The organism is Enterococcus sp. AMC1252, assembly GCF_058216515.1.
Genome location: NZ_CM177097.1, coordinates 3,434,818 through 3,456,574 on the forward strand (window position 1 = coordinate 3,434,818; position 21,757 = coordinate 3,456,574).

The 21,757-nt window shown below is 34.9% G+C and carries 26 protein-coding genes; 2 read left to right on the forward strand and 24 right to left on the reverse strand.

Annotated features, from left to right (window positions below; genetic code table 11):
- Window positions 1-13: 13 nt before the first annotated feature.
- From AC4BB5_RS16270 to rlmH, 18 genes are all read right to left on the reverse strand, one after another.
- Window positions 14-2,887 (reverse strand): DUF927 domain-containing protein, encoded by a 2,874-nt coding sequence (locus AC4BB5_RS16270; protein ID WP_490457109.1) that lies wholly within the window; start codon window positions 2,885-2,887, stop codon window positions 14-16.
- 250 nt (window positions 2,888-3,137) lie between these two features.
- Window positions 3,138-4,283 (reverse strand): hypothetical protein, encoded by a 1,146-nt coding sequence (locus AC4BB5_RS16275; protein ID WP_490457110.1) that lies wholly within the window; start codon window positions 4,281-4,283, stop codon window positions 3,138-3,140.
- Window positions 4,284-4,538: 255 nt separating this feature from the next.
- Window positions 4,539-5,444: a hypothetical protein gene (locus AC4BB5_RS16280; RefSeq protein ID WP_490457111.1), complete on the reverse strand. Its 906-nt coding sequence runs from the start codon at window positions 5,442-5,444 to the stop codon at window positions 4,539-4,541.
- A gap of 66 nt (window positions 5,445-5,510) precedes the next feature.
- Window positions 5,511-5,978 (reverse strand): zinc ribbon domain-containing protein, encoded by a 468-nt coding sequence (locus tag AC4BB5_RS16285; protein WP_429953572.1) that lies wholly within the window; start codon window positions 5,976-5,978, stop codon window positions 5,511-5,513.
- On the reverse strand, window positions 5,968-6,324 hold the full coding sequence (locus AC4BB5_RS16290; RefSeq protein WP_490457112.1) for a hypothetical protein: 357 nt from the start codon (window positions 6,322-6,324) through the stop codon (window positions 5,968-5,970). The genes AC4BB5_RS16285 and AC4BB5_RS16290 overlap by 11 nt, the downstream gene beginning before the upstream one ends.
- Window positions 6,325-6,426: 102 nt before the next feature.
- Window positions 6,427-6,981 (reverse strand): DUF1643 domain-containing protein, encoded by a 555-nt coding sequence (locus AC4BB5_RS16295; RefSeq protein WP_490457113.1) that lies wholly within the window; start codon window positions 6,979-6,981, stop codon window positions 6,427-6,429.
- A 167-nt stretch (window positions 6,982-7,148) separates the two neighbouring features.
- Window positions 7,149-7,460 carry a 4'-phosphopantetheinyl transferase gene (locus AC4BB5_RS16300; RefSeq protein ID WP_490457114.1) on the reverse strand — a complete coding sequence of 104 codons (312 nt, stop codon included), beginning with the start codon at window positions 7,458-7,460 and terminating at the stop codon, window positions 7,149-7,151.
- A 59-nt stretch (window positions 7,461-7,519) separates the two neighbouring features.
- The gene (locus AC4BB5_RS16305) at window positions 7,520-7,990 is read right to left on the reverse strand and encodes a JAB domain-containing protein (RefSeq protein ID WP_490457115.1); all 471 of its coding nucleotides are present in this window, start codon (window positions 7,988-7,990) and stop codon (window positions 7,520-7,522) included.
- Between the two features lie 47 nt (window positions 7,991-8,037).
- A complete protein-coding gene (locus AC4BB5_RS16310) occupies window positions 8,038-8,358 on the reverse strand; it encodes a DUF960 family protein (RefSeq protein WP_490457116.1) in 321 nt (106 codons plus the stop codon).
- A 96-nt stretch (window positions 8,359-8,454) separates the two neighbouring features.
- A complete protein-coding gene (locus AC4BB5_RS16315; RefSeq protein WP_490457117.1) occupies window positions 8,455-9,348 on the reverse strand; it encodes a helix-turn-helix domain-containing protein in 894 nt (297 codons plus the stop codon).
- 588 nt (window positions 9,349-9,936) lie between these two features.
- The gene (locus AC4BB5_RS16320) at window positions 9,937-10,098 is read right to left on the reverse strand and encodes an HAD hydrolase-like protein (RefSeq protein ID WP_429953579.1); all 162 of its coding nucleotides are present in this window, start codon (window positions 10,096-10,098) and stop codon (window positions 9,937-9,939) included.
- 306 nt (window positions 10,099-10,404) lie between these two features.
- Window positions 10,405-10,539, reverse strand: a complete 135-nt coding sequence (locus AC4BB5_RS16325; protein ID WP_429953580.1) for a DUF960 family protein — start codon at window positions 10,537-10,539, stop codon at window positions 10,405-10,407.
- Window positions 10,540-10,809: 270 nt separating this feature from the next.
- A complete protein-coding gene (locus tag AC4BB5_RS16330; RefSeq protein WP_429953581.1) occupies window positions 10,810-11,154 on the reverse strand; it encodes an immunity protein Imm33 domain-containing protein in 345 nt (114 codons plus the stop codon).
- On the reverse strand, window positions 11,141-11,683 hold the full coding sequence (locus AC4BB5_RS16335) for an ankyrin repeat domain-containing protein (protein WP_429953582.1): 543 nt from the start codon (window positions 11,681-11,683) through the stop codon (window positions 11,141-11,143). Before AC4BB5_RS16335 ends, AC4BB5_RS16330 begins: the two co-directional genes overlap by 14 nt.
- Window positions 11,684-11,698: 15 nt before the next feature.
- Window positions 11,699-13,246 carry a GH-E family nuclease gene (locus AC4BB5_RS16340; protein WP_490457118.1) on the reverse strand — a complete coding sequence of 516 codons (1,548 nt, stop codon included), beginning with the start codon at window positions 13,244-13,246 and terminating at the stop codon, window positions 11,699-11,701.
- On the reverse strand, window positions 13,237-13,596 hold the full coding sequence (locus AC4BB5_RS16345; protein WP_490457119.1) for a hypothetical protein: 360 nt from the start codon (window positions 13,594-13,596) through the stop codon (window positions 13,237-13,239). The genes AC4BB5_RS16340 and AC4BB5_RS16345 overlap by 10 nt, the downstream gene beginning before the upstream one ends.
- Window positions 13,597-13,607: 11 nt before the next feature.
- A complete protein-coding gene (locus AC4BB5_RS16350; RefSeq protein WP_479998518.1) occupies window positions 13,608-13,859 on the reverse strand; it encodes a hypothetical protein in 252 nt (83 codons plus the stop codon).
- Between the two features lie 361 nt (window positions 13,860-14,220).
- Window positions 14,221-14,700 carry a 23S rRNA (pseudouridine(1915)-N(3))-methyltransferase RlmH gene (gene rlmH / locus AC4BB5_RS16355; RefSeq protein WP_490457120.1) on the reverse strand — a complete coding sequence of 160 codons (480 nt, stop codon included), beginning with the start codon at window positions 14,698-14,700 and terminating at the stop codon, window positions 14,221-14,223.
- Window positions 14,701-15,124: 424 nt separating this feature from the next.
- On the opposite strand from rlmH, the gene AC4BB5_RS16360 reads away from it, so the two are divergent.
- Window positions 15,125-16,444, forward strand: a complete 1,320-nt coding sequence (locus AC4BB5_RS16360) for a S1C family serine protease (protein WP_490457121.1) — start codon at window positions 15,125-15,127, stop codon at window positions 16,442-16,444.
- Between the two features lie 262 nt (window positions 16,445-16,706).
- On the opposite strand, the gene ytpR is transcribed toward AC4BB5_RS16360, so the two are convergent.
- From ytpR to pepA, 4 genes are all read right to left on the reverse strand, one after another.
- Window positions 16,707-17,324, reverse strand: coding sequence for a YtpR family tRNA-binding protein (gene ytpR, locus AC4BB5_RS16365; protein ID WP_490457122.1), 618 nt, complete (start codon window positions 17,322-17,324; stop codon window positions 16,707-16,709).
- Window positions 17,325-17,523: 199 nt separating this feature from the next.
- Entirely contained in the window at window positions 17,524-17,985 is a 462-nt protein-coding gene (locus AC4BB5_RS16370; RefSeq protein ID WP_490457123.1) for a universal stress protein, read from the reverse strand.
- A gap of 64 nt (window positions 17,986-18,049) precedes the next feature.
- A complete protein-coding gene (locus AC4BB5_RS16375) occupies window positions 18,050-18,364 on the reverse strand; it encodes a thioredoxin family protein (RefSeq protein ID WP_490457124.1) in 315 nt (104 codons plus the stop codon).
- A 10-nt stretch (window positions 18,365-18,374) separates the two neighbouring features.
- The gene (gene pepA / locus AC4BB5_RS16380) at window positions 18,375-19,451 is read right to left on the reverse strand and encodes a glutamyl aminopeptidase (protein ID WP_490457125.1); all 1,077 of its coding nucleotides are present in this window, start codon (window positions 19,449-19,451) and stop codon (window positions 18,375-18,377) included.
- Window positions 19,452-19,691: 240 nt separating this feature from the next.
- Here pepA and AC4BB5_RS16385 point away from each other — a divergent pair, with 240 nt between their 5' ends.
- A complete protein-coding gene (locus tag AC4BB5_RS16385) occupies window positions 19,692-20,033 on the forward strand; it encodes a peptidase (RefSeq protein ID WP_490457126.1) in 342 nt (113 codons plus the stop codon).
- Between the two features lie 141 nt (window positions 20,034-20,174).
- On the opposite strand, the gene trmB is transcribed toward AC4BB5_RS16385, so the two are convergent.
- Together trmB and AC4BB5_RS16395 are read right to left on the reverse strand one after the other, a co-directional pair.
- The gene (trmB, locus tag AC4BB5_RS16390) at window positions 20,175-20,819 is read right to left on the reverse strand and encodes a tRNA (guanosine(46)-N7)-methyltransferase TrmB (RefSeq protein WP_490457127.1); all 645 of its coding nucleotides are present in this window, start codon (window positions 20,817-20,819) and stop codon (window positions 20,175-20,177) included.
- A 146-nt stretch (window positions 20,820-20,965) separates the two neighbouring features.
- Window positions 20,966-21,745, reverse strand: a complete 780-nt coding sequence (locus tag AC4BB5_RS16395; protein WP_490457128.1) for a phosphotransferase family protein — start codon at window positions 21,743-21,745, stop codon at window positions 20,966-20,968.
- Window positions 21,746-21,757: the final 12 nt, after the last annotated feature.

Below are 21,757 nucleotides of genomic sequence, written 5' to 3' on the forward strand. Positions count from 1 at the left end.
AACTTTAGTCTTACTAAAATTCTAAATCAATGTCATCAACTTCCATTCGGTCAGTCATCGGTTGTTCAACAGTCTGATTAGGCGTTTCTACTTGCTCCTCCTCACAATGAGTCTCTGGTGCTTGTGTCGCTCCTCTCGGTAAAGAATAGCTAAAATAAGGACTATACTCTAAATCTAAGTGTAATTCATAGGTTGAAAGCCGTTTATTTTTCACGCTAATCCTTTTTTGACTTCTATCCCCTTCTTTAAAAATGACTTTTTTTTCAATCAACTCTTTAATCACCCGTTTTGGGTTTTCGACTTTTGCCAACACTTTTACAATTTCTTCAAATTTATTTTTCAAGATATTTACTTGGACAAATTCTACCTTCAGTTGGGTATAGCCATATGGGTTTAGGGTTGTCTTTTTTGCATTCGAAAATTGTACAAAATGATGTCCATTAGATACAGCCCATTCCAACACTTTTTCTTCAATACTTTGCTCTTCAAGTTCTTGGTTCTCGATAGCACTTTTTTCGATAGCTATTAATTCATCTTTGATAAAATCATAACGTAATGGGATGTCGAGCAACTTAATAACCATCTGAGCTGCTGTGGTAATTAAGGCATAGTTATTGGCTACTCTCCCTTTGACTGCACTTTCGGGTAGTTCTTGTAATATCAGCGCTTTCTCTTGTTCAAATACATCAATAATAAGCTCATGCCCTTCTCTAAATAGCTGTTCAATAAATTTATTGGCGGCTTGACCATGATTGTACGTTGATACTTCTTTGATCCGTTCGGCTGATGTGGCGTTTTTGGTCCAAATTTTTCCATGAATGTCTATTAGTCTAGGCCGAATGCCTGTTTCATTTTTCATAAAAACCGAAAGCGGGTTTTCCGAACTTAGGATCACTATCGTTGAAAATGTTTTTTGAGCACGTAACTTTCCCTTCTGAGTCATGCGTTTTCTATCCTTTCCTGTACTAACAATATAAACAAGCTGAGTAATATCCATAGTAGTATTGGCAGCTAATTCATCTAGTGCGTAAGGGACTCCATGATTGTCCGATAGCGTTGCAATAATACTATTCAAGGTTGCGTTCATTGAATCCATTGCACTTGATGGTGAAGCGAACATGGACACTCCAAAAAGTTGTGCCGTTGACTTACCTGTTGACGTTTTATTGGACAAATTAATAACTGGAGCTGTTAAATCAGGGTAATTTGTGCCCTTCAAATAAGCGAAAACCGTACTGGCAAAGCCAACAGCCAGCATCATTTCCATATACGTCCCCACTACTTCATTCTTTACCATTCCCAACCATACTTCATATTTTCCAATCGGTTTCAGATCAAAGGAACCTCCATCATCTTTTGCTAGATGGCTATCTCTTGTATCAGCATTATTTCCAAAAGCCTTATATAAATGAAATACCGGCTCTGACTCAGGCTGAAATCTCCAACCGATAGTGCTATGCAAGTAATGAACTGGAACTGTTTGTTTTTGCGTTACTAAGAAATCAATAACCTGTGGCTCAAAATTTGCTTTGCTTTCAAGCCCAAATCGTGACATTTTTTTCAGCATTCCAACTTGAAGAAAGTCGCCACTTACCCATGTTTCTTCCCAGTAGCCATTACTTTTATACTTAATTTCATACTCAACTAGTCCTGTTTCCAAAGATTTCCGGATACTGCTAATGTAAATCGCAGAAGCAATCGTTATTTTTTTCTCTTCTTTTTTCCATGTCAGACCGTCGTTACTTAGTAGAAAAGGAAAGAAATCGTATTGTTGGCCATTTAACAAGGCTTCATGTTCTACTGCTTTAGGGACTATCTTAGCTTCAGATGGTAATGGATATTTCTTGATGAAGTCTTCTATAGTTAAATCCTTATGACTTTCATGTAGGCACTTCGCTTGAACAAACTCGCCATTCTGAATAAGAGAAAACCCATAAGTGTTATTGGTATGATCTTTTACTGGGCAGACGTCAAACGCCAATAATTCAGTCCCTTCTTTTTCACCATTTTTCACTTTATATTTTAGTTTATAATAATCTGCCCATGCTCTAGCATCCGCTTTTATCCAGTTTGATTTTAACTTCACCTCAGACTGTGGATTATTTTTCACAATTGTAGTGCTTTTTTCCATTAGTATAGAATTCACCCAATTATATAATTTTGAAAGATCATTGGGCGTATCATCTTTATAGATAGTTTCAATATAGCTTTGACGATGTGGCATTTCTTCTGTAGATTTTCCTTTTGTCGCCATACAGCCATATAGTTTTGTTACCCTAGCAATATCATGTGTCACTTGATCAACTTTTGCCTGTTCAGTATCAAATTTATTAGCTAGTGCTTGTAAAATTTGTTTGGGAAATTCTGATGAATACTCACTGAAATTCCCTTCAAGAACTATATGTCTGCCATTACCAGAAGAAGCTGTCATGTAATTTCCAATGCCCATTTCTTGTAAAAGCTGACCAATGTTTTCCATCTCCTTTTCAGCCGCAGCTACTTTTTCGTCGTTAGCGCTTGTGCCCTTAGGACGCTCTGTATCAATATCTATAAGTAGACGATCAAAGCTTGCAATATCGTTCGACCTAAGTGAACTCTTAGCAACTGACTCTTTTTTTGGTGGATTCATTGTTGTGTGAATCGTTTGATTCCAAAGTTTATTGCTTACTATCCAGTCATACATTTTTTGCTGATCACTTTCTTCAATAGGTAGAACGATTGTTTTCGTTGGTTTCACACTAAAACAGCGCAAATTAAAATGTGTAACGCCCTTCTCACGAAAGTAGTTCGCAGTCTTTTTCATCTCTGGCCAAAGTCTTTCGTCAAATACTTCTTTTGTAACTTCTTCGTTTGCGTTTGTTAATATAATTTTTTCTTTTTTTAGCATTGTTTTTTCCTCCAATAATTTAATATTGGATTCACCGGTAAATCCTTTTGTTTTGTTTGTTGTAATTACATTCTTATCTTACGATGATTTCGAGAAAGAAAAAACGTGGTAAAAAAGCAGCAACTTTCGCTAAAAATTCCCCCTTTTCTACTAAAAAAACTGTACTATGAGTATTCATTCTCTGAATTTTATGATAAAGGCAACAAAAAAAGAGACAGTAAAATTCTGTCTCTTCTCTATTTAATAATTTTTAAAACCAATAGTCCTCTCCATATTTACTATTATCCGAACAAGTTAATAAAAGCGAGAGTCGCCCATAACCAGATGTTAAATAGTGATTTACGCCATAAATGGTTTGTCTAAATTCATGTTGTTCAGTAAAGTAGCGCTCAGACAATATTTCCATCCCAGGAAAAAATACTTCTGCAACTATAGTATCCAACAGAACAAATAACTCATACTGGTCAATTGATTGAAGACTTATTTTTTCGTCTGTAATGAACTCTTTTATAATTAGATAGTCACGTAGCCACCACTTTGTATCTCTATTGAATAAAACAGTATAGGTTTCAGGTACTGCTTTACCTGTTTCATCCGTAAAATATGGATTCCTCGGGGTGAACTTTTTAGCATCAGTACTTCTTATTGCATCAATAAAAGGCTTGTACACCTCAAATTCATAGAAAGAAGAACCATTTGTATAAGTATCCTTCATAAATTTTTTCAATACCTCTTCATCCGTACACTTGTCTAGTTTCTCTTGTTTTTTGTATAACTCAAGTCGTTCGTTAAGATTATTTTGAAATAGTTCTACCATTAACTTATAAAATTCTTCATTATATGCACTGAGGAAAAGTACCTGCATGCCCATATAGCAGTATATGTAGTTCACTCCGTATTGTGTAACAAGTGATGTATATTCTGAATTAGTTTGTTTGGTTTTCGTTCTTATGCCTGAAACTAATTCTTTTGCACTCTCCATAGGTGAGAGAGAAAATTTTTTCAATTGCTTTTTATAACGCTTCGGACCTTTTGGAAAGTTTTGAAAAATGAAAATGATTAGTAAGTTCTCTAGCGGATTTAGGTCATTTTCTTTGTGGGCTATAGAAATCCCTTCACTATCAAATTTCGTTTTTACCGCCAGTTTCTTTTTTATCCATTTTTGATATCCCAATTCTTCATCACATTCAACATTCTCAGTGATTTTTTGGAAATTTGGTAACAGGCTGTTAATTGCTTTTCCATAGTCTTCTTTCAGTCTGTTTATACTTAGTAAAAGTAAATTGATACTTTGTACATAGGTTTCTTTGGGTTTATCTTGTTTAATTTTTTGCTCGTATGTTCCTCCTAAAAATAATGGGTTTAATGTCCTGTTTTCATAGTCATAGATGTTCATTTTTTATCACCTCACTACTATAATAATATATTTCAATTGTCTTTAGTAGTTAATTTTATTTTTTGGGAAATTTGGGAATACCCAAAATATCCTTTTGCTATGTAGTTTTTTTAAGTAATTTTATGACAAAAAGAATCCCACATTCCCAATTTATTTTTGGGAATATGGGATTTAGAAGCTGTTCATTTTTCTTGTCTATTCAATGCTTTAGTTCTATTCCCAAAAATCCCAACTTTTTCGAACAACACTACACTGTTACTTTAAGAAGCCCTCATACAGATTTTTACCTTGCCCTACCTTTGTTCCTCTTTGAGTAATCTCTTTATCCGTTAAGACATACATAATTTGATACCAACCACCTAAATCACTAAACACTTGTGAATACGGATCACTTCCCATTTTCTCTCGGTCATAAATAGATTGTGTTGGATTTTGTTCTTTATAGGGAAGACTGCTTGTATCATACGCAATACCTAAATAACGAGCGTCCTCTTTTACAACCTCCTCTCTATCCACCAGTTTTTGTTTTATTGTTTTTAAGGTATCTGTAATTTGTTGTTCCGTAAATGACTCGCTTTGCTCATCTGCTTCTATCACTAAACGGAAATAGTGGTCTATGTCTAAATGATTCAATAGACGAAACGCTGCCTGATTTAACGCAATGACTTGTTCTTGGTAGCCTTCTACTTCCCCTTTTTCATATACCTCTGTATACAAACTAAAATAATCATCATCCATTACTAACCCATATAAATAATCTAGGTTAAACGCAAAATAATACTCCCCTGTTTTTGTTTGATTATTCGGAAAGCTCATTTCGTACTTTTCTTGTAAAAATTGTTGAATATCTTCTAACGTTTTCAGCTCTGTTACTTGCTTTGTTGTGGGATTTCCTTCATAACCAAGTCCGTATGCTTTTTTATATTTCCGCTCTATTCGATCTTCTAATGCGGATTGGCGACTACTATCCACCTCAAAATAAGAAGCATCTTTTGATTGATTTACTTCTGGAGCATCTTCCTTTCGTTGTTTTTCTTGACTCGATATTGAAGAAGAAGCTTGCGTTTCATTTACTTTTTTTTCTTCTTTTGATTGTGTAGAACAAGCGGCTAAGCTAACCATACAGCCTAAAATGATGAATCCCTTAACCCAATTTTTCATATGTATCCCTCCTAATAAAGTGAAAGACGAGAAACATTTGAATGTCTGCTCGTCCTTTTATTTTGTTTACTTAGACCAGAAAAACGTCCATTCATCTAGTGTTTCACCATTATTTACACGTTGTCCTAGTTGATAGGCATCTACGGCACCAACAATTATAACAATCAACCCAAGTAAAGGAAGAAGTATGGTCACTAGTATCGCAGCCACAATCATCACAATGCCTTTTGTTTTCTGGTTATACCATAATAGGGACGGCAATCCTGGAATAAAGAATCCTAAAATAGCTGCTAATATAACATTCACTGAACCTGTCCCTGTACTCTCTAAACTTTTTCCTACGGATTGTCGCTTTATTTTTCGAGGATTAACACCACATCCCAGACATAATTCCTGATTGGGTTGGATCTCATTTCCACAGTTATAACAATAATGAATCACTTTCCCTTGACGCACACCACAAGACGTACAGATTTCCGCTTCTTGGCTCATTTCCTTCCCACAATTCGTACAATGCATCTGCTTACTTTCCATGTTCATTTCCTCCATTTGTTTGTGAGTGTAACCACTGCGCTATATAAGGCAATGATTCGTCCTCTAATTTATTTTCATTAACTGCTTCACTCAGAAACCGTCTGATTTGACGTTCTGAATAATCAAAAGAAATCGCTAATTGCTGGATTTCTTTTTTTGAAAATACTTTTCCTTTGTGTACTTCTTTTTCTACGTATCGCTTCACATAAGCCCCATCAATTAGCTTTGTGGGAAAATTAATACTTAACCCCTTAAAATGTTGATACAATACCAAGCAATCCTCTAAAGAAGTCAGTTGTGCAATGGTTTTATAAATTCCATTTAAGCCTTCAATCTCTTTTTCCACATGTCACACTTCCACCCTTTCTTCATAACTTAATCTATTCTTAGTGTATCGATTCTTTTTTGACATTGCCTGTACGCCTGTCACTACCTTTGACAATGCCATTTACACTTCTTTTGTCATTAAGTTTTTCTTCCGGTACTGGGCATAGCTAATATAGCGCCATTCATGCCTAATTTTTGGCGCTAATGGATGCGCTGGGTGTTCTTCATCGTCAACTAACACCTTTACTTGTTTTTTCTGCTTCGTTGAAAGTAGACCATAGAATATATCTAATTGCTTCTTAGCCAACTCATTGGTACGTAATATAGAACCCACACCAATAATAATCTCCGTTAATTGCTTCTCTGCTAGACATGTTTCAATCACCGCAAAGGTTTGATCGTCACTACCTCCAGTTAAAGATTGTGCGGTTCCTTTAATTTTTGTAGAGGAAAATAAATTCACTGCTAAAAATCCTGAAAATTCCTGCTTACGTAGTTGTTCTTGGATCAACATCGTGGTCATATCTAAAGCAAGTGGGTCAATCATCGTCGGATGAATCGTCACGATCATTGCAAGTGGACCATCACCCCACACTTTTTTTAATAAGTAACGATGATTCCCTTCTGTATTCGACCATGATTCAGATTGAATCGTTATCTTTCGTTTTTGAATCATTTTCTTCTCCTTTTTCTATCCATGATATGTGATTAATTCGGTAATAACTGTTGTAATGACTAAGCATGCTAAACGAATCCATAAACCCATTTACTCTCGCCCCTCTCTTATTGCATCTACTATTTGCATCATACAGTGACAAATCAATTCTAAAAATTCCTCTTTGGTCATTCAGCTCCATCCTTCATTGGTAAAAGTTTGGAATAGAGTCGTGTATTATTCTTTAATAAACCTTTGATATACGTGGTTTGGCTCGTAACATCAGTAAGAAAATACACAACATATTCATTGTCTTGATTATCTACATATAAATACAAGTGGGTCATTACTAGTTTTGGTAATTGTTTTTTGGCTCCTTCAGGAAGAGTAGCTTCGTCTAGTTCTTCCCTTTCCAATGTGACAGATTCATAGCTCCATTCCTCTTTTACTGTTACAAGCTTCGTTTGTTTTTGTAAAATCGTCATTGCTTCATTTGACATCGCTTACTTCCTTTCTATGGTATAAAAATAACCTTACGAGCTTCCCTCATAAGGCTTCATTACTTACTATCGGTTATATACCCTTCTGCTTTCATAGATAAATAGTTTCCATTACTACCAATAATCAGATGATCTTGTAAATTGATTTGAAGCAATCGACAGGCTTTTTCTAACTTCGCAGTAAATTCAATATCCGCTAATGAAGCGGTCACACTACCTGAAGGATGATTATGCCCAACACAAATAGACACACTATTTGACAACAGCGCCATCTTTAAGATATCTCTAGGGAAAGCGAGTGACTGATTGATGGTTCCTATATGAACAACTTGAATAGCCGTTGGTTCATTTTTTACGTTTAAACCAGCTACCACCAAATGTTCTCGGTCTTTTGTTTCAATAAACGGGGCGAATAATTCATAGACAGCTTGAGGGCTAGTACAAGTTCTAGCGGCGTAAAAAGTTGAGGCTTCTTTTACCAGTTCAAGACTGACAATAGCTACACGTTTTCTCGGTTGGTTTGTTTTCATGTTTTTCTCCTTTATGATTGTTGTAGTTGGTTCTTAGAAAAATGCAGTTAATAATCTTCTGGTAATAACATGGTTTGATGACTACGATCATCGATCACCCATAACTTTTTAATTTGGAAATCAGGCATCTTTCCCTTTATGGTGTAGGTATGATAATCAATGAAAAATGGTTGCTCTTGTCGATGAATCACTTCAATTGCTTGGCGTTGATTATCTGGATTGAATTCAAAGATTTGTAAGTAGTCTAATTCTGTTTCAGTTTCACTTCTTTTTTTATCGATCAAATTCCAGCAATAGAGTTGGATTTCTTTTGGTACTTGTTCGTTCACTCCCTTCGTGATGTAACGATTTTCTTTGTTATCAAACATTTTATTCCCTCCTTAAAACACAAAAATAGACCAACCACCATTTAAGATGATTGATCTTCATAGATATAATATATAATTATTTTTGAGCTAGATACACTAATTCACCTTCATCGTATTAATAGGTGAATCTGTCCTAGCAAGTGTCAACTGCTCAACTTCTTTCTCAGTCATTATAGAAAGTTGTTCTTCTCCAATAGTATGAAGGATATGAATGTAATCATAGACACTCTTGATGTACGTATAATCTCCTTTAGTTAGATATAAATATAAATTTTCTAAATAACTAATGGTCATGTGATACTTATAATTCTTATTTTTTGGGTTTTGCTTTTTAGCAAGCACTAAATAGTCTTGCACTTTCCCATATTCCTTACTATATAGTTTGGAGGTAATCAGATTAGTAATTAAATTATATGCAAATTGTTTCGTTACTGTATTTCGATTTTCTTCATCTTTTATTGGAATCGCTCTTCTTATTAATAGTTCAGCTCGTTGCTCTTCTAAAAGAAAAATAATATTTGACATCAATGTATAATCATATTGAACATAGTATGATTTTTTGCTTAAATAAGTAAAACTATCATTTAATCCTTCTTTTGTCACTTGCTCAACTTCTGACCAGTGATTTGAAAAGAACACCTTAATCGCAATAAAATTGGAACGTTCCTTTAATGATTGATTTTCTATATTTTTCAATTGATTATAGTAGTGAAGTAATTCTTTCTTTTTACTTTGATTCGTAAGATGAGTAGCGCAATATTCAAATAATTGTCTAAACTTTTTTTGATCATCGTCCAATGAAGAATGACAGATAAACTCTTCTGGTGAAATAGAAAGCTTATTAAGAATTGCTGTTAGTTCAGACATCTTTATTTCTCGTTTACCGCTTTCAATTCTAGAATAAGCGGAAGTATCATGATAAGGTAATACTTCTTTTTGTGTAAACTTCATATTTTGTCTAAAAAAGAGCAATGTTTCATTTACATTCATAAGATATACTCCTTTTTTGTAAAATTATACCACATATCAATCTATTTTATACTTAAAGTTTAAATACCGTTTATAATCAAATTAAATTCTGTTATGATAAAGGTAGTAACAGAATTTAAGATAGGAGAGATCAGTATGTCTATTTTATTATTGGCTGTAGTAGTTCCATTTGTTATCATCGTAGCACCATAGATAGATGATTAAAACAATAGAAACGTGAAGAAACACCTATATTGCTACATAGGATTACTTCACGTTTTGTACTTTACAATAGGATACTATTCACCTAAAATAAAATCAACTTTCTGTAAGTTTTCTTCTATTACAATTTGTCCACATTTCCATTATAGGAGCCATCACAAATTATTAAAACAGAAACAACTACTCAATAAAAGATCAACTATTTTACACTTAAATCTCCAAAAGAGGTTATCACCTTATCTGTCACAGATAAATCTTGAGGCGGATAATCAGGATTTTGAAAACCGATAACTGTCATCTCTGCCCTACTTGCTGATAAAGCACCATTTTTGGTATCTTCAAAAGCCAAACATCTTTGTGAAGGAACTTTTAATTGTCTAGCTGCTTCTAAAAAACATCTGGCGCAGGTTTTGAATGGGCGACTTCTTCTCCGCTAACTACCACATCAAAATACTGAATAATCCCAATTGCATCTAAAGAGTTTAAAATTTCTTTTTTAGGCGAATAACTCGTAAACAGCTTGAGGGCTAGTACAGGTTCTAGCGGCATAAAAAGGGGAGACTTCTTTCACCAGTTCAAGACTGACGATAGCTACACGTTTTCTCGGTTGATTTGTTTTCATGTTTTTCTCCTTTTTGATTGTTGTAGTTGGTTCTTAGAAAAATGCCAATTAATAGTATTCTGGTAATAACATAATTTGATGACTACGATCATCGATCACCCATAATTTTTAATTTGGAAATCAACTATCTTTCCCTTTATGGTGTAAGTATGATAATCAATGAAAAATGGTTGCTCTTGTCGATGAATCACTTCAATTGCTTGGCGTTGCTTATCTGGATTGAACTCAAAGATTTATGAGTAGTCTAATTCTGTTTCAGCTTTACTTCTTTTTTTATCGATCAAATTCCAGCAATAGAGTTGGATTTCTTTTGGTACGTGATCGTTCACTCCCTTCGTGATGTATCGATTTTCTTTGTTATCAAACATTTCCTTTCCTCCTTGGAACACAAAATAGACCAACCACCGATTAAGATGATTGATCTTCATAAATATAATATATAGTTATCTATCTCTTTACTACCCAGTAACTACTTGCATTATTACTAGCTTATTTAATAGATAAATTCAGATTTAGTACTTTGTATAACTAGCACAGGCTACTCTTTATTCGTTATTGGCAACCTGATTAGTGAGCTTATTTCTTACTAGTCAAGGCTCTATTTTCTCGATTCCCGTCGAGTGGTAGAGTGCCTTTTTTTATTTTGTTGTTATTATCTCGTCAATAGTTACTTCTTGATCGGTTTTTAAATCATAAAATCCAATATGAACATCATTCTCATATAACCAACACAAATCAGTACCATACGGGGCACTAAAAATTTCTAGCATTGCTGAGGATATCTTAAATATAGAATCTGCATTTAAAATCGTAAAATTATGAGATTCATTAACATAAGCCTCGTCATCCATAGTTGAATATAGTGTCCAACCATTTAAACTATTAATTTCGGATTTTTCTCTAAAAGAATATTTTATTGGATTTCCCTTACAGATATTATTGGATACCACAAACCCACCGAAATCAGAATTATTTATTTTCACTTTCAAATTCCTCCACAATTTTTACAAAATCATTTCTCCATGAATACTCTTGAGCATAATCCAAACAAGATTTCCCAAAGCTATCCTTTAACTCAAAATTAGAGCCTGCCTCTAACAACATCCAGTATAGAGGTTTATTTTCATCTGTTGACAATTTATTAATCGTAATTGAATATTTTAATGGTATTGCTTTGTATTTGTCTAATCCATTAATATCAATTCCATTATCTATTAGTACCTTACTAATTTCAACCATATAATCAATACTTGGTCTCAAATTGCAAAAATAAAGCATGTGCAATGCGTTTCGTTGATATTTACTTGTTGTATAATTAATATTTATGCCTTCATCAATTAAGAACTGAATTATCTTAATTTTTTCTGATTCATTATTCATGTTAGTCATTGCCATACACAGTAAATTCAAATCTAACTCATTGTTGACTTCGTTAATATCTCCCTTGTACATTTTTTTTACATCATCTAAACTACCATCTCTGACAGCATCAAATATTGTTGTCATTTTCATCTTATCGGCTCCTTTTTATTCATACTGATGGCTTCTATTTGCAGAGGGCGTCTCTAACCTAAAATTATCTGAATTAAATTGAAATTCTTTCAATTCGTCTAAAGTAATTTCTCCATTTTTGTATTTTTCAAACATATTTTTATAAGAATTTCCTTCTGTATGTCCAAAATCTACTTTATTTTTTCTAGTATCCCCTGGTTTCCAATCAATAGTTTCACCTGTATTAGGATCTCTTAAAATACCATCTGGATCTACTTGATTATTATATACATCTTTTTCGAATTGTATTTTTTTCTCCCCTGAAAGTTGTGGGCGTCCGTTTGGTTTTCCATTTTTGATGTATGGACCGTTCTCAATAGGCTGTTTAATCTTTTCAGCCCCACTGGCTTTCTGATAAGATTTATTTCCATTACTCTTATTTTTATCTAGCGTATAATTCTTTCCGTTCTTACTTCCTTGAATAACTGTATTCTTATTAGGTAGGTTATTTTTGGGAGTAGATATCTTCACAACCCCTTTGACCATCACACCCATTGTGATTAACCCATTTGCCAATAACGATGCTTTCCCTAATTTTTCGGCTGTTGTTAATTTTTTCCCTGTCACACTATCGATCCCTGTTGAAAGTTCTTTTATCAACGTCGCATTTTGTTCATAGAATAACTCGTCCATTCCTTTTCCACGATCCCCTTGAACAAATCCTAGACCATGTTTTGCAATCATTCGACTCAACCATTCATTATACGCCAAACTTACCGTAATATCTTCTGACGTGGCTGTCGTTTTCCCTTTTTCTACCCAAAGCCATATTTTTCCATATCCTAAATCAATTAATTTATATTCCCGATTCCCTACATCGGGTTGCTTATCTCCTGTGATCCCATTTAAATCACTTGCTTTTTTCAATTGATTAAACCAACTTTTATCGACTCCTTCTGGCAAAGAGTACGATCCGTCACTATTCACTACTGTATTCTCTAAAATTAAACAATTTTGCATTGCCACTTTCATGTCATTCAAACTATTACTGAACAACCCGTTTGTTTGAGAAGAAAAGGTGTGCAGCTTTTCCAATTTTTTTTCGAGTTCTCGTATATCATCTTCAAAATCATTCGACATACGAGCCAAATTGGATTGAACGTTTAATAAAGCGTCCAATACTTTTGCTACAGGATTATTTCGAGACAGTGCTCTAGCTAATGCTGCCGATGCATCAACAGACGCTTTCATCGCTTTTTTCGTGGCTATTTGTTGCATTAATTTGTCTTCATCCAATGTCCCCTCACCTGAAACCAATGCATCGGCGGAACTGTAGGTCTGTAACTCACTTTCAATGCTATCTATTGCAGAAGTTACTTTGCTAATGGTGGGTACAATTAAATCACTAAATAATCCTTTACCAGCCGTGTAAGCTGCTCCAGACAATGTTTTACCATCTACCGCAGCTATCACCTGTTGACTTCCAGATTTTAATTGTTCGGAAGCTTCCTTGCCACTTTGGATGTTTTTCTGTAATGCAGAGATTAGTTGTGAAGAATCTGAGCTAGAATAAATCAATCCCAAGGAATTTCACCCCTCTGTTTATACAATTCTTCGGTTTCTTTATCGAGTATTTTTCGCTGCTCGGCATAACTATTAGTTAAATTGTCTTCAGCTTCTCGCAATTGACGGACAAAAAAACGTTCTTGTTCTTCATTTCTTCGTTGAATACGAATCCCTTCACTATTTCCATCACGAACAACATCTTCATTTAACATAGCTAGCGTATGATAACCTCGTCGTAACTCCTCTTGTAAGTCTTGTAGATTCATTTCGATCTTCTTCTGATCTTGTTTCAATTCATCCATACTTGTTTCTTTTTCTATAATGAACCGTCCATACTTGGCTCGTTCAGCATCATTTTTATTCCCCATGAATTGGCTCCTTAAAATTTGATTTTGCTATCTTCAATCGCCATAATTTCCGCAATTTTGGGAAATTTCTGACTTTGTTCTTTCACGCAATCAATTAATTGAGCTAAATCTGACAATAATTGATTATTTATTTCCGTTCCTTGTTTCATACTAGAAACGTTACTTTTTCCTAGTGTCACTTGTGTACCTTTGTTGACAGATACGGATTTAATACCAGATACCGCACCTGTAGCAGCTCCTATATCTGAAGCTATATGACTCATAAAAGAATCGACCCCTTTTACTATTTTTTCAATAAGTACAGTTTAACGGAATATAGTATAAAAATATAGACTATTTAGTAAAAAAGTTAATAAATAATGACTAATTTAGTTTAAAATTTTTTGGTTTAACAAAAAAGCCTCAAAATAAACGCTGTTTTAGCATGACTTATTGATTGAATCACAAGAAATAAAGTAAAGTATCAATATAAGTAAACTTTGTTTTGTTAGAATAAGGTTTAGATGAATCCCTTCATTCTATAATTAAGTATCTGCTTGTTTTATCACTAATCCCCCTATACTCTATCAAGAAAAAGAATAGTAAATGCTTCTTTTAAACAATTCAAATAGACCAAAAATATCCCTATTTATGATACGGTTCCCCTCGCATAATCCGAAATCCACGATAAATCTGTTCCACCAAAACCAACCGCATCAACTGATGTGGATAAGTCAACTTTCCAAATGACATCTGCTGCTGACTTCTTTTCAGTACCTCATCACTCAAACCTAGTGAACCACCGATCACAAATGCTAACTGGCTTTTACCATTAATTCCTAACTGCTCGATTTCCTTAGAAAACTCCTCGCTGCTGAACTGCTTTCCATTGATTGCCAAAACAAAAACATGATCTTGATCCGCAATTTTGGCTAAAATTCGTTCGCCTTCTTTTCCCTTAACCTGCTGCATCTCTGCCTCACTTAGATTTTCTGGAGCTTTTTCATCTGATACTTCAATAATTTCTACTTTTGCATAACTTTGCAGGCGTTTTAAATATTCATTGATTCCTTGAACTAAATATTTTTCTTTCAACTTACCCACAGTAATAATTTTTATTTTCATTGATTTCACGTCTCTTCCTATTTACATTCTTCTACTTGTTAACAATTTTATCATGAAAGTTTTGACTCTTCCACATACTTTCCCACAAAGTTATACACATATGCACAGACTTATCCACAGACGAACTTCAAATTATCCTTTATTTTATAGTATTTTGAGATACAAACACATATTCCCATTTATTTATCCACATTATCCACAAAATGTGGATAACTTTTTCACAGGTGTTTTCCTCTATTTTTCAAAAGTTTTTCACACTTTACTGTGTATAAGTATTTCTCAAAATGAGATTTTTCATCATTTGTATCTGTTTTTCTCCCTAACTTGTTCATAAAAAATTCAAAGCTCTTGGGTAGACTAAAGGTGTCTTGAAAGACTATACTAAATATAATAAATAATGATAATTAATTAGGAGGTTGCTTGTATGCAAAAGAAAGACGTTACACCTGATTCAGATAAAAAGCAAAATGGATTATTTAAAAAATTTGGAATGGGTTTGATTGGAGGGTTGCTTGGAGGAGCTCTTGCTTTTGGCGGTGCTTATGCCATTATGGGACAAAATTCACCTTCATCTACTAATTCATCAACAACAAACTCAGTAAAAGATAACAAAGGGGATACAAAAGTAACAAACGTTAATTTAGATGTAAATAGCGATGTGACTAAAGCGGTTGATAAAGTGAAAGATACCGTTGTTTCAGTCATTAACTTACAAAGCCCTAGTCAAAATACTGATGATGGTGGCTTTGGTAGTATTTTTGGCGGAAATGATGGCAGCCAAGGTGACAGCTCAAAATCTGACGGTAGTGATCTACAAGCTGCTAGCGAAGGTAGCGGTGTAATTTATAAAAAAGATGGAAAAACAGCCTATGTTGTTACCAACAACCACGTAGTAGACCAAGCAAAAGGTTTAGAAGTTGTTTTACATGATGGTACGAAAGTTCAAGGTGAGCTAGTCGGTACGGATTCTTATACTGACCTTGCCGTAATCAAAATTTCATCTGATAAAGTTGACTCAATTGCCGAATTTGGTAACTCTGATAAACTAAAAATTGGTGAACCCGCTTTAGCTATTGGCTCACCATTAGGTTCAGCATATGCCAATTCAGTAACACAAGGGATCATTTCTTCATTAAACAGAAATATCCAAAACGAAAACAATGGTCAAGCAATCAACATCAATGCAATCCAAACTGACGCTGCGATCAATCCAGGAAACTCAGGCGGTCCTTTAGTTAATATTGAAGGTCAAGTAATCGGGATCAATTCTGTTAAAATCGTACAATCTGAAAGCCAAGTAAGTGTTGAAGGAATGGGCTTTGCAATTCCAAGTAATGATGTGGTAAATATTATCAATCAATTGGAAAAAGAAGGAAAAGTAACTCGTCCAGCACTAGGTATTTCAATGGAAGAATTGACAAATGTATCAACACAACAAAGAAAAGAAATCTTAAAACTTCCTGAAGCTGTCCAAATGGGTGTCCTTGTTCGCACTGTTCAAACGGCTACTCCAGCGGACAAAGCAGGCATTGAACGATATGATGTTATCACTAAAATAGACGGTGAAGAGATAAATTCTGTAACTGATTTACAAAGTGCTCTTTACAAGAAAAAAGTCGGCGATAAAATGAAAGTTACATTCTACCGTGATGGGAAAGAACAAAGTGTGGATGTAGAATTAACGATCGATCAATCCGCACTTAAACAAAACTCATCTAACTCAAACAATTCACAAAATCCATAAGTATAACAATTAAAAAAACTAGGTGATGCTTTCCTCTTCTGAGTGAAAAGCATCCAACCTAGTTTTTTTTCTATCAAGCTACACCTTGTCTGAGCAATAAATTCAAGAGGTTTATAATCTGTATACTGCATTAGAGGAAGCAGAACAACATGCAGCCCGTTCAAATGAACCAAGTTTCGCTGAATGTAATGGTGATTAACAATAAAAATAACCCCACAACAAAACAACTTTTCTGTTTTGTTGTGGGGATTCACTTTGTTTTTTACTTTCCTACAGGAAATGGATTCCCAACTACCGCATCAAAAGGCAATTCTAATATCCCCTTTTTAGTCGGTGCATTAGGTAAACGTAGCTCTCCTGCTGAACAAATCATTCCAAAACTTTCCACGCCACGTAAAACACCTGGCCAAATCATCAATCCATCAGGCATCATAGCCCCTGGTTTTGCGACAACCACTTTTTGTCCAGCTTTGATATTGGATGCACCACAAACAATCTGTAGAACTTCGCCATTATCGACTTCTGTCTGAGTAATTGATAAATGATCAGAATCAGGATGTTTTTTGCAAGATTTTACAAAACCTATAACAATTTTCGGTTCATTCTTGGCAACTAGCTTTTCAGAAAAACCAGAGTTAGTAAGTTCTGCATTCACTTTAGCAACCTGCTCTTCAGTTAACTCTATTTGACCACTTCCAACAATTTCCCCTAATAATGTTGAGGCGTCAAAAATATTCCAAGCAACAACTTGTCCCTCTTCAGAAACACTTACTCGTGCCACATTTCCTTTGCGTTCTACTTTATTTTCTTGTCCTTTATCGTCAGAAACGATGACCATCAATACATCGCCGACATGTTCCTTATTGTAAGCAAAAATCATTTTTTTCTCTCACTCCATTTTTATCATTTCTCCAAGATACTGCCTTATAAAACGATATAACGCACTCTATCCCCTGTCCTATCTTAACAAAAAAAACAGGTCGACTGCATGATATTTTTTCTTATCAGCCTTTTATCCAGAAAAAATAAGTGAAACAACACGGTTACGCTATGCTTCACCTATTTTACATGATACTTATTTATTTTTTCTTTTTTTCCGGATGAACGATCAAAACATCGCATGGGGCATGACGAATGATATAACTACTGACACTACCTATCATTAAACGTTCCACTGCATTTAAGCCAGACTGTCCCACCATGATTAAGTCAATGTCATACGTTTTTGGTAACTCTTGGCACATCACTTCTTTTGCTGCGCCGTAAGTCAAAACGGTTTCTACCTGATCAAAATCCACACTTTTTGCGTATGTTTTACAATCAGCTAATATTTCTTTTGCACTTTCCGTTTCTTGATCTAATAAACCATCATTCAAAGAGGAATACCCCATCATAGTATAGACTTTATTTTCTATAACATGCGCCACGATCACACGACCATTATTTCTTCTCGCTACTTCAACTGCTTGTTGATACGCTAAATTCCCTTGATCACTGCCATCTACACCAACTAAAATATTCTTATAAGTTTGTGTTAACAATGTACTCATCTCCCGATTGATTTATTTTGTTTCTTGAATCGGATAGCTAGTATAAATTAGAACCTCAACGAACACTTTTTAAAAATGTCGTGATTTCTTCTTTTGTTTTACGATTTTTATTGACTAAACGACCTAACTCTTTGCCTTGATCAGTCACTATGAAACTTGGAATACCAAAAATAGTCCACTCAGAAGCAAGGTCCATGAATTTATCTCGATCTACTTCAATAAAACGAAAGTCTGGAAATTCTGCTTCAATTTCAGGAATCACTGGTTTGATAAAACGGCAATCTCCACACCAATCTGCGGTGAAGAAAAAGACACTTTTTCCTTCTGAAACATAGCCTGCAAGCTCTTCATAAGATGCTGGAATAATCATAAACTATCCTCTACTTTCCGTAAATGATCGTGTTAACAGTTGTTTTATCAAGTCCTTTTAGCACTTGAATCAACATTTCACGGGCTGCTTCGAAGTCTTTGATATTGAACATTGTTTGATGCGTATGAATATAACGTCCACAAACACCGATTACAGTACTTGGCACTCCATTATTTGTGGTATGAGCAGCGCCAGCATCCGTTCCACCTTTCGAAACAAAGTACTGGTAAGGAATGTTGTGTGTTGCGGCTGTATCTAATAAATATTCACGTACGCGAGGTAATGTAATCATACCTGGATCGTAAATACGTAACAATGTTCCTTCCCCAAGGTGACCGTAAGTTCCTTTTTTTGTTTGAATATCATCTGCAGCTGAACAATCTACTGCAAAGAATAAATCTGGATTGAATTTATGGACAGATGGTTTAGAACCACGTAAGCCAACTTCTTCTTGCACATTTGCCCCAGCGATCAACGTGTGGCCTAATTGTTCGTTTTGTAAAGCTTCCAGAGCTTCTAAAACTAAAGTACAACCATAGCGATTATCCCATGATTTACTGATAATATTTTTGCCATTTGCTGTTTTAATCGTTTCAGTTTGTGGCACAATTGAATCTCCTGGTCGAACGCCGAAACTTTCCGCTTCCTCTTTCGATTCAAAACCAGCATCAAAGAGAATATCTGTTACTTCTAACTGTTTTTGGCCACTCGTTCCACGTAACAAATGGGGTGGAACTGAAGAAGAGATACATGGATAATTTCCTTTACTTGTTTTTAAAGTAAAACGTTGTGCTGATACTACATAAGGATTCCAGCCACCTAAAGGAACCACTTGGAATAATCCGTTATCTTTGATTTGCGTTAGCATAAAACCGACTTCGTCCATATGAGCGGCAACCATAACACGCGGTGCATCTTGTTCTTTCGCTCTTTTTAGACCAAAAATCCCACCTAAACCATCATATTGAATTTCATCTACCAATGGTTCCATATTTTTTTTCATGTAGGCACGAATATCATCTTCAAATCCACTCGTTCCTTGTAATTCAGTTAATTCTTTAATACGTTGAAATGTTTTTTCTTCCATTGTTGTATTATCTGCCAGCTCTCCTCCTTAGGATCACTCATTCTTTTTTGCTAAAAAATAACATTAATTAAAAACAAAAACGGCAGATACTCCTTTCATATGATTTCACATTCATTATAACGCAAATTTTTTCAATTGCCCACGTTTTTTGTTTTTCGATATTTTCGTACAATGTGTTAGAATATAGTTAACGCTGAATGATTTTGGCAAACATTTGAAAATACTCGGAGGTTATTCCCCATGAATGAAGAAAATGAATTAAGCTATTTTAAAGGCGGCTTAGCACTTGGTGTAAGTTTAGGCATCATAAGCGGTATTGCTTCTACACTTTGGTATCAGAAAAAAAGGACATTGGATGCTGATTTAGTTTTAGAAAATGTCAAAACAGCCTTTTTGAAAGAAGGACCCATCGAAGGCTCTTGGATAGAATTTGAGAAAAAACCATTACGAAAATTTGCCGTTCATTCAAAAACCTATAATGGCGGAATTTCGCGCTTGGAAGATGGAATTATGGTTCAGTATGAATTTACTGCTGATGCCTTTACAGGAACTGTAATTGACGTTAAACGAATCAAAGATTAAGAAGAGCAGTTGAAACAATCACGTATGAGACCGTGACGTTTCAACTGTTCCTTTTTTTATCGCCCTCCTGCTCATTTTTGTGAAAAAAAAAGACCACGTACTATAACAATTGTCATACTACATGCCCCTCTTTTTATATTCTTATTCAGATTGAAATCTTGCCTCTACGCGATAAATCGGCTGACCTTTTGCAGAAAACTTCGCCTCATATTCTGTCATGATATTTCCTTCATAATTGCTAGCATGTAAATCTAACCAAACTTGTTCTAAAACCATACCATATTTTGAAAAACTGCTTAATGAATATTCAAACAAACCACGGTTATCCGTTTTAAAATGGATTTCCCCATTTGGTTTTAGGATTTTTTCATCTGTTGCTAAAAAAGTTTTAAATGTTAAACGACGTTTTTCATGTCTTGTCTTAGGCCATGGATCAGAAAAGTTCAAGTATATTTGATCCACTTCATTTTCTGCAAAGTATTGTGTCAATTCTTCTCCGTTGACATGAAGCAATTGCAGGTTAGGTAATTCTTCTTCTAACGCTTTTTCTAAAGCGATTGACAAAACACTTAGTTGCATGTCGATCCCAATATAGTTGATTTTCGGGTTTGCTTTTGCCATTCCTACTACAAATTGTCCCTTACCAGAACCAATTTCAATATGAATCGGGTGGTCATTCCCAAAACGTTCGGCCCAACGCCCCTGCCACTTTTCAGGTTCGTCAACAACTAATTCAGGATGGCTAGCCAAAAGTTCCGCCGCTCCAGGTCTTTTTCTCATTCTCATATGTTGTGTTTCCTTTCTTTAAATAGCAAATTTTAAGAGGGTAGGACAAAACAGAATTTGTTTTGCGCTGCCCTCTATTTATTTAAGTAAACGGTGACTGGATAAATGGTGAAATCAGAAGCAACTCCTTGTTTCCTAACCTTCTTTTAATACCCAAAAGCTCGCTTCAACTTCAATATCTCTGCATTCATTTCCCGTTTTTCTCCTAATTGATAATGGCGTAAAATTTCTTGTAAGAAATTAAACAACGCATACCATTTGATTCGTGTTAGTGCTTCCTCACTTGGCCGCATACCATAAGATAATAGCCATTTGTTCCAACTTGCACGTGGGACATAATGACCGAGCAACATGCCAAGGTCTAAAGCTGGATCAGCAATCATTACGGAATCCCAGTCAACTAAATACAGATAATTATTAGATACGATCCAATTACGATGATTAACATCACCATGAACGACCATATAATTATGAATAGAATAATTTGGTATATTCTCTTGCAAGTAGTGATACACTCTTGCAAGATACGAATTATTTTGAAGTTCTTTAGGCAACCTCTCGTCATATGCGTGAAGCATCATTGCAGGCGTTTGGATCTGACCACCAATTTTTCCAAGCATACTTTTCAGCATATGCGAATGGTGCAAATGATAAAGCACGTCTACAACATCGTTTCTTTGACCAATTTCTTGGGCTTTAAGTACTTGACCATCAAGCCATTCTTGTGCCGTTAAAATATCGCCTGTCACTGTTCGTTTCGTCCAAACCAGCTTAGGGGCAATTCCTTCTTTAGACAGTGCAGCCAAAAGAGGAGAAGTATTTCGTTTAATAAATACTCTTTCAGTCGCACGTATACCCATGAAAGTTTGGCCAGTTGCGCCTTTTATTGGCTGCAAGCGCCATTCTTTATCCAACTGAAATGCCATGGAAATTATCTC

Bases quoted from the DNA above. Each gene is read 5' to 3' on its own strand.
- AC4BB5_RS16270 (WP_490457109.1), bottom strand. From the start codon at position 2,887: ATGCTAAAAAAAGAAAAAATTATATTAACAAACGCAAACGAAGAAGTT.
- pepA (WP_490457125.1), bottom strand. From the start codon at position 19,451: ATGGAAGAAAAAACATTTCAACGTATTAAAGAATTAACTGAATTACAA.
- AC4BB5_RS16280 (WP_490457111.1), bottom strand. From the start codon at position 5,444: ATGAAAAATTGGGTTAAGGGATTCATCATTTTAGGCTGTATGGTTAGC.
- trmB (WP_490457127.1), bottom strand. From the start codon at position 20,819: ATGAGAATGAGAAAAAGACCTGGAGCGGCGGAACTTTTGGCTAGCCAT.
- AC4BB5_RS16360 (WP_490457121.1), top strand. From the start codon at position 15,125: ATGCAAAAGAAAGACGTTACACCTGATTCAGATAAAAAGCAAAATGGA.
- AC4BB5_RS16275 (WP_490457110.1), bottom strand. From the start codon at position 4,283: ATGAACATCTATGACTATGAAAACAGGACATTAAACCCATTATTTTTA.
- AC4BB5_RS16320 (WP_429953579.1), bottom strand. From the start codon at position 10,098: ATGCCGCTAGAACCTGTACTAGCCCTCAAGCTGTTTACGAGTTATTCG.
- AC4BB5_RS16325 (WP_429953580.1), bottom strand. From the start codon at position 10,539: ATGTTTGATAACAAAGAAAATCGATACATCACGAAGGGAGTGAACGAT.
- ytpR (WP_490457122.1), bottom strand. From the start codon at position 17,324: ATGATTTTTGCTTACAATAAGGAACATGTCGGCGATGTATTGATGGTC.
- rlmH (WP_490457120.1), bottom strand. From the start codon at position 14,700: ATGAAAATAAAAATTATTACTGTGGGTAAGTTGAAAGAAAAATATTTA.
- AC4BB5_RS16375 (WP_490457124.1), bottom strand. From the start codon at position 18,364: ATGATTATTCCAGCATCTTATGAAGAGCTTGCAGGCTATGTTTCAGAA.
- AC4BB5_RS16345 (WP_490457119.1), bottom strand. From the start codon at position 13,596: ATGGGGAATAAAAATGATGCTGAACGAGCCAAGTATGGACGGTTCATT.
- AC4BB5_RS16285 (WP_429953572.1), bottom strand. From the start codon at position 5,978: ATGGAAAGTAAGCAGATGCATTGTACGAATTGTGGGAAGGAAATGAGC.
- AC4BB5_RS16395 (WP_490457128.1), bottom strand. From the start codon at position 21,745: ATGGCATTTCAGTTGGATAAAGAATGGCGCTTGCAGCCAATAAAAGGC.
- AC4BB5_RS16295 (WP_490457113.1), bottom strand. From the start codon at position 6,981: ATGATTCAAAAACGAAAGATAACGATTCAATCTGAATCATGGTCGAAT.
- AC4BB5_RS16335 (WP_429953582.1), bottom strand. From the start codon at position 11,683: ATGAAAATGACAACAATATTTGATGCTGTCAGAGATGGTAGTTTAGAT.
- AC4BB5_RS16300 (WP_490457114.1), bottom strand. From the start codon at position 7,460: ATGTCAAATGAAGCAATGACGATTTTACAAAAACAAACGAAGCTTGTA.
- AC4BB5_RS16305 (WP_490457115.1), bottom strand. From the start codon at position 7,990: ATGAAAACAAACCAACCGAGAAAACGTGTAGCTATTGTCAGTCTTGAA.
- AC4BB5_RS16350 (WP_479998518.1), bottom strand. From the start codon at position 13,859: ATGAGTCATATAGCTTCAGATATAGGAGCTGCTACAGGTGCGGTATCT.
- AC4BB5_RS16385 (WP_490457126.1), top strand. From the start codon at position 19,692: ATGAATGAAGAAAATGAATTAAGCTATTTTAAAGGCGGCTTAGCACTT.
- AC4BB5_RS16315 (WP_490457117.1), bottom strand. From the start codon at position 9,348: ATGAATGTAAATGAAACATTGCTCTTTTTTAGACAAAATATGAAGTTT.
- AC4BB5_RS16310 (WP_490457116.1), bottom strand. From the start codon at position 8,358: ATGTTTGATAACAAAGAAAATCGTTACATCACGAAGGGAGTGAACGAA.